Source organism: Pseudomonas viciae (assembly GCF_004786035.1).
Taxonomy (GTDB): domain Bacteria; phylum Pseudomonadota; class Gammaproteobacteria; order Pseudomonadales; family Pseudomonadaceae; genus Aquipseudomonas; species Aquipseudomonas viciae.
In genome coordinates this window covers 1,654,091-1,660,894 of the sequence record NZ_CP035088.1, presented here as the reverse complement: position 1 = coordinate 1,660,894, position 6,804 = coordinate 1,654,091, and the positions used below count along the sequence as shown (strand labels likewise).

The 6,804-nt window shown below is 57.3% G+C and carries 4 protein-coding genes; 1 reads left to right on the top strand and 3 read right to left on the bottom strand.

The window, feature by feature from the left end; translation table 11 throughout:
• Positions 1-3 precede the first annotated feature (3 nt).
• Both EPZ47_RS07675 and EPZ47_RS07670 read right to left on the bottom strand, forming a co-directional pair.
• On the bottom strand, positions 4-1,710 hold the full coding sequence (locus EPZ47_RS07675; protein ID WP_135844239.1) for a ShlB/FhaC/HecB family hemolysin secretion/activation protein: 1,707 nt from the start codon (positions 1,708-1,710) through the stop codon (positions 4-6).
• A gap of 336 nt (positions 1,711-2,046) precedes the next feature.
• Positions 2,047-4,584: a glycoside hydrolase gene (locus EPZ47_RS07670; RefSeq protein WP_135844238.1), complete on the bottom strand. Its 2,538-nt coding sequence runs from the start codon at positions 4,582-4,584 to the stop codon at positions 2,047-2,049.
• 388 nt (positions 4,585-4,972) lie between these two features.
• Here EPZ47_RS07670 and EPZ47_RS07665 point away from each other — a divergent pair, with 388 nt between their 5' ends.
• The gene (locus EPZ47_RS07665; RefSeq protein ID WP_135844237.1) at positions 4,973-5,248 is read left to right on the top strand and encodes a hypothetical protein; all 276 of its coding nucleotides are present in this window, start codon (positions 4,973-4,975) and stop codon (positions 5,246-5,248) included.
• Between the two features lie 109 nt (positions 5,249-5,357).
• Here EPZ47_RS07665 and EPZ47_RS07660 read toward each other — a convergent pair whose 3' ends face one another.
• A complete protein-coding gene (locus EPZ47_RS07660) occupies positions 5,358-6,704 on the bottom strand; it encodes a DEAD/DEAH box helicase (protein WP_135844236.1) in 1,347 nt (448 codons plus the stop codon).
• Positions 6,705-6,804: the final 100 nt, after the last annotated feature.

Sequence of the window (6,804 nt, the reverse complement as noted above, 5' to 3'; positions counted from 1 at the left end):
AATTTAAAGGAGTACATCGACGCGGAAGTAGATCGGCGCTTCGCGCTCGGTCAGGGCATCCGGACGTTCCAGGGAGTGGGCGAAGGTGACGCTGGCGGTCAGGTGTTGGCCGCGGGCGAACAACTCCACCGAGTTACTCGACATGCGCCCGTGCTCATCGCCGTTGTAGCGATCACCACGAATCACGCCCTGGTCATAACCAAGGCTGCTGCCGTATTCGGCGAACACCGGGCGTAGCCATTCCAGCGTCACCGGGCGGCTCCAGCGCAGGTCGTTGCGCCAATAGCCGCCGCTGTCGCCGGACAGCGATTGGTCCTTGTAGCCGCGAATCGACGACTGACCACCCAGGCTCATGCGCTGCGGACTGAACAACACGTCCTCGCTGCGTTGGCCGGTCATCAGGCTGCTGAAACTGAAGGATTCACCCCACACCTGGAACGGTTGCAGGTAGCTGGCGGTGGCGGTGTATTTGCGATAACGGGCGTCGGCCTGGCCAGGGCCCGGATCGTCGTCGCCCTGGGCATCGAAGGCGCCGATGCCTTGCTGCACGCCCAGGTCCAGGTTGACGAAGGCAGTGCCGACCCGCCGGCCATGGTTGATGCCGAACTGCCCTTCGCTGAGGCGATTGCTGCTCACCGCCAACTTGCTGTCTTCGATAAAGTTGTTGGTGCGCAGGTACGCCAGGCCGGTGCTGAGCGAGGTCTTGCTCAGGGCGTCGCGATGGATCACCCGCTCGACCCGCAACTGATGGTTCTGGCTGTCGCCGGTCTGCTTGAAGTTGAAACCGTTGGCCGGGATCTGCGAGCGGTACTCGCTCTGGCTGTAGGTGTAACTGACGTTCCACCAGCCAAACGGCAGGTTGTAATAGAGCATGGCGTTGCGCGAGGTGTGCTGGTGGTCGGTCATCGCGTCGTGACCGCCGCGCAGCATCAACTGGTCGGCCAGGCCCAGCGGGCTGTCCCATTCAAAACTGGTACCCCACTGTTGCTCGCCCGTGCTGCGCTGGCCGTCGTTGCTGCGCGACAGCCCGGCACGCCAGGGCTTTTGTTGATCGTTAGTCACGCGCACTTCACTGCCGCCGACGTTCTGGCCGGGGGTCAGCTCCATCTTTGCCTGATTCGATGGCAAGCGATTGAGCTGATCGACCATCTGCTCGATCTCCCGCAGGTTGACCAACTCACCGGTCGCCCCGGGAAATGCCATCGCCAACTCGCGGTCCGACAGCTGGCTGTTCTCGGCGCCCTTCAGGCCTTCCAGACGCCCTTCCACCACCAACACGCTCAGATGCCCGCCGGACAAATCCTGCTGCGGTAAATAAGCACGACTGGTGACCAGCCCCTTTTCGATGTAGTGGTCGGTAATGACTTTGAGCAACTCGTTGAGCTGCGGCACGCCCAGGCATCGGCCGATGTAAGGCTTGAGCAGGTGCTCGCGCTCGCTGGCGGAAAGACTGTCGGCGCCCTTGAGTTCGACGGTCTTGATGGGGAAGCAACGGGTATCGACAGGTGCTGTCGGCAGGCTCGGCTTCGCCTCCCTGCCAGGCAGGTCCTTGAGCTCTTCCAGACGCCGACGCTGCTCTTCGAGCAAACGGTTCTGGCGCTCGCGGATCAGGTCCGTGTCGCCAGGCGTGGGGGCGGCGTGAGCCAGGGTCAGTGGAGAAAGGCACAGCAAAGCCACGCACAACCTCGCCCAAAAGGCGGGTGAGGACATGTTCGATCCCTCGAGAAAAGTGACATCAAAATAGTGGCGCGATATTAGTTAGCCATCATTTTGACGTCAACTTAATCGCTTAAGCTTTGCGGTTATTCTCGGGACCGTTCATCTGAATCAGACGCCTCCCGTACGTAGGTACGAAAGGTCCTGTGCATAGCTAGAAATCTCCTACAAATGGATAGAGGGGATGACAGCGTGGTCTCGTCACAGGCTCACGCTCCAACCAGCCTGGTTTTTCACCCATAAAAAAACCGGACTCAAGGTCCGGTTTTTTCCTGTTTCAGACAGCAGGACGGTCCGCGTTGCGACCCTCCTGCTCGAGGTGTTTGGCTGCTACTTGCCCGTACCCTCAACCACGTCCTGACTCTGAAAGCCCAAAGCGTACTTCCGGGCCCGCTCACTCATGGTGTGAGGATCCGGCAAGCCTACAGTTTCTGGGTTCTTGAAGCCGGTAGGCTCAACGAAGTTGGGCGTACGAGGTTTGACCTTGGGTGGTTTGATCGCATCAAACAGGAAACTGAAGCCTTGTTGCAATTGGCTCTGGGCGATGCCGTGACACCCCATGCAACCGCCCATGGTCAGGGTGCTTTTCGTGCTGTGGTCATAGTCCGGCACCCTGATGTTCTTAAAGTCACGGGTATTGGTCAGCACGCTGTCCTCTGGAATGGGGAATGAGTTGCTTCCGCGAAACAGCTGGATCCCCGGTTGACTGCTTTCGACCATGATATTAGCCAGGTAGTAATCCGGATCTGTTTGTTCGCTCGAAGGGATGGCTTGCACCCCTCTAAGCCGGTAGTGCTTCCAGACTGAATGGGTGAATTCGCCGCTCCCCTCCATCAGCGCCTGGACTTGATTGTTGACCGCAACGACTTCGTTAAAGACGGTCGGCGGTTGCACTACAGTGATCGGGCCGGCCTGCCCCTTAGGTATCCCCTTGGTGCCGGAGTAGATTCGCGGATTAACGCTCGACTCTACGAAGTCCTCCCTGGGCAGGGTAACCGTATGGTTTGTGTTGCCATCGGAGAAGGTCGCGACCGGTGGATTAGTCGCTAGTGGTGTGGCGCTGGGGTAGGCAATCCTGTTGTAGTTGGCGATGTAGTAGAGACCGGTCGGCGACTTGCCGTCAGGCAATGTCAGGGCATCTTCGTGCTCGAACGTGGCGAAGATAAAGGTCGGGTAGTTGGGCGTCTTATGAATGATATGCAAGGCGACCAAAGCGTAGTCTTCATTGTGCGCCACCGGCTTAGCGTCGGTGCCTTGATACGTCACCACAGTTGCCGTGTGGTAGCGCGATTGATTCTGTACCGGAATGTCTGCCAGCTTGCGCCATGCCGCCTTGACCTCCACAGCGCCGTCAGGCAGGACGATATTTGTATTGGGGTAGCTCGTCAGCTTCCGAGCATACTCATAGATGACCGGATTCGCCTTGGCCTCAAACAGGATTTGGCTGTCCTTTGAGGGCGCGTAGTCCCCCCTTGCATCTGTTGTCTTCGCCACATTTGGAGGATTCACCGGGAAAAATATGGCGTTCTGACCGATTTGGGTTGCCTCATCCAGATTGTTGTAATGAGCATAACTGGCGCCTGGTGCCAAAGGCGCCCCGTTGGGAAACTCGATATAACTGTATTGCGGGTCAGAACCAAACGGACGCGTAGGGCCGCCTGCGCCGTTTCTGTTCATACCCGGAAACAACTCGGTACGGTGCGCGAAGGTTTGCCATAACAAGGGGCTGGGAGACTTTGGCACCTTGCCCGAGTCGGCAAAACTGCTGGCGGGGTTGCCGACGCCGCGGTTAGCGGGCAATGGTGCCGCAGCTGTATTGTTTAGTGCGAAAAAGCTGCGCCAGGCGAAGGTTGCATAGTCGGTGTGGCTGAGGCCTGTGGCCAGGTCCGACGGCAGTTGCGGGTTGCGTGCGGTTAGATCGCTTGCGGTAATGGCATAGGAAACGCCCAATACCGAGGAAAAGTTATTAAGTCCACTCGCGGCGAAATACGGATTCCAGTTAAGCCCATCGCTTGAGTAAAAAGTTTTTGTATTATTGCTGACAAACACACGATCGTTGATCATCGTTGCACTGTTCAGGAAAAGTTTACTGTTTATACCTTTCAGTTCTTGCCTATCTCCCCAGTGGCCGCCACGGTCGTAGGTGCGTGCGTACATGAGGCGATTTTCCACGGTGTAATAGACCCATAATGTACCGTTATAGACGACCGGCACCACTTTGATCAGAGGCGTGGCAGTGCTTTCCTCGAACGCTGGAGTTTCCCGCCCCCACAGAAGGCCATCATTCGAATTAACGTAATAAACAGTTTTAGCCTTGCCGTCGTCCTTGTGATAAAAAACAAATAATTGACCGTTATACACAACAGGACTGTTAACGCCGACCACAGGACTGGTATTGACCGTTTGAATATCGGTCCAGTTGACACCGTCTGCAGAGCTGGTGGTCCTCAAGCGATGCTGAGGATCGGCAAAGGTCAGCACTAGCTTCTGCTTAAATACAGTCACTGAAATATCACCCCCCCATCGGTAGCCATTCACGGGGATAGTTTTAGCAAGAGACCAGTTTTTCCCATCTGTCGAATGGGAAGAATAGATATGCTCTGAATCATAATTATTGGACCAGAACATATAAATTTTTCCCTTGAACGACTGCACCGCGGGTATAAACCCCGCTGGGAGGCCGAACTTCACCAAGCTCGTCGAGGAAGGAATACCGTCTGAGGCGTCGGGCTTGTCAAAGACATCGACTTTTATGCCCACACCTTGTTGCGGTGTGGCGATGATCAGACTCTGCGCATAGGCCGATGAGAGCGCAAATAAACCACACAGACACAACATCAGCCGACTGAATATCGCTCTAAGACTCATAGGTTTCATTCCTTTGAATTAACGGCTACCACAGGTCGTGGATACGTCCTGGCAGGCGTAGTTGTTCCATTGCTCGATGTGAGCTGCGCTGGATGATCTGGAAGTCATTGACTGCATTGCGACAGACATATTGCTAGCCTCCTAGCTAATGAAGCACTTACATCCTGTATGAAACAGCGACCCGGCGTTGCAGGCATAGGGCTACCAGTCGCTTTCTCCATGGTAGACGAGGGTTTCATATCGGCTAGGGAAATCCTGAAAAAGACTTCAATCCGTATCTGGGCCTGCCCAGCGACGCAACGCCGGCCAAACGGCAGGCTAATGAACTTTCCACCCTGCACTGGCCTCAACCCATTACCTGCCCAACAAGGAATACGAGGCCCCAGCCATGAACCCCCTCATCAAACTCACCCTCGCCGCCACCCTCACCTGCGCCCTGCCCGCCTGGGCCACTTGCACGCCAGAGGAAGCGACCGCCAAGCGCGAACAATTGGCCAAGGAAGTGACCAAGCTCACCGAACAGAACCCGACCAAGGCCAAGGAAATCAACGACGAGTTGCAAGACATGGACCTGAAAACCGCCAGCAAGGATTTGCCGGACAAGTGCCAGTTGATTGATAAGCGCTTGGAAGAACTGAAGAGCGCGGAAAAGAAAGCTGGGTGATTCGCCACAGCCGAGCCCAACCCGCTTTTGTGGCGAGGGGATTTGTGTATTCACCCATAAAAAAACCGGACCCAAGGTCCGGTTCTTTTTATCAAGCGCTAACGCGGCTTCAGTCAGCCGCAGGCGCCTCTGGCTTGCGGCGCTTGAGCGGGGCCATGCCGTCCTTGCTGACCAGCGACAGGGCGTCGGTCTTCGGGCGGTTGGCGATTTTGCGTTTGGTTGGAGCCTTGGCGCCGGTTTTCTTTTTGTCGCCCTTGGCGTCGACCTTTTTCTTCTTCACGCCAACCGCCTTGCCCGAGGCCTTGACCTTTTTCGGTCCGCCGTAGGTGCCCTTGACTTCCTTGATGGTGCGGCGCTCGAAGCTCTGCTTGAGGTAGCGCTCGATGCTCGACATCAGGTTCCAGTCGCCGTGGCAGATCAGCGAGATCGCCAAGCCGTCGTTACCGGCACGACCGGTACGACCGATTCGGTGCACGTACTCGTCGCCGCTGCGGGGCATGTCAAAGTTGATGACCAGGTCCAGGCCGTCCACGTCCAGGCCGCGGGCGGCAACGTCAGTGGCCACGAGGATTTTCACGCCGCCTTGCTTGAGGCGGTCGATGGCCAGCTTGCGGTCTTTCTGGTCTTTATCGCCATGCAGCACGAATGCCTTGTATTCCTGAGCCACCAGCCGGCCGTAGATGCGGTCGGCCATGGCCCGGGTGTTGGTGAAGACGATGGCTTTCTGGTAGGTCTCGTTGGCCAGCAACCAGTTCACGATCTGTTCTTTGTGCTGGTTGTGGTCGGCGGTGATGATCTGCTGGCGGGTGGTGGCGTTCAGCTGGCTGACCGCGTTGAGCTGCAAATGCTCAGGGTTGTTCAGCACCTTGGCGATCATCTCCCGCAGGCCCGAACCGCCGGTGGTGGCGGAGAACAGCATGGTCTGCTGGCGGTTGACGCATTCGTCCACCAGGCGCTGCACGTCTTCGGCAAAGCCCATGTCCAGCATGCGGTCGGCTTCGTCGAGCACGAGCACTTCGACTTCTTTCAAGTCGAGGTTGCCGGCGTTCAGTTGCTCGATCATCCGTCCCGGCGTACCGATCAAGATGTCCGGCACTTTGCGCAGCATGGCGGCCTGGACCTTGAAGTCTTCGCCGCCGGTGATCAGGCCGGACTTGATGAAGGTGAACTGCGAGAAGCGCTCCACTTCCTTCAAGGTCTGCTGGGCCAGCTCACGGGTCGGCAGCAGGATCAGGGTCTTGATGCTGACGCGGACCTTGGCCGGGCCGATCAGGCGGTTGAGGATCGGCAGCACGAACGCGGCGGTCTTGCCACTGCCGGTTTGCGCCGTCACCCGCAGGTCACGCCCCTGGAGCGCGAGCGGAATAGCCGCTGCCTGCACCGGCGTAGGCTCGACAAATTTAAGCTCGGCCACGGCTTTGAGCAGGCGTTCGTGCAGGGCGAATTCGGAAAACACGGGTGCTACCTCGAAAAAATACAAAAAAACAGCTGCATAGGGTAACGGTTTCGAGCGCGAAGGCCGAGTTTCTTTATGCAAACGCCGACAATCAGTGGCT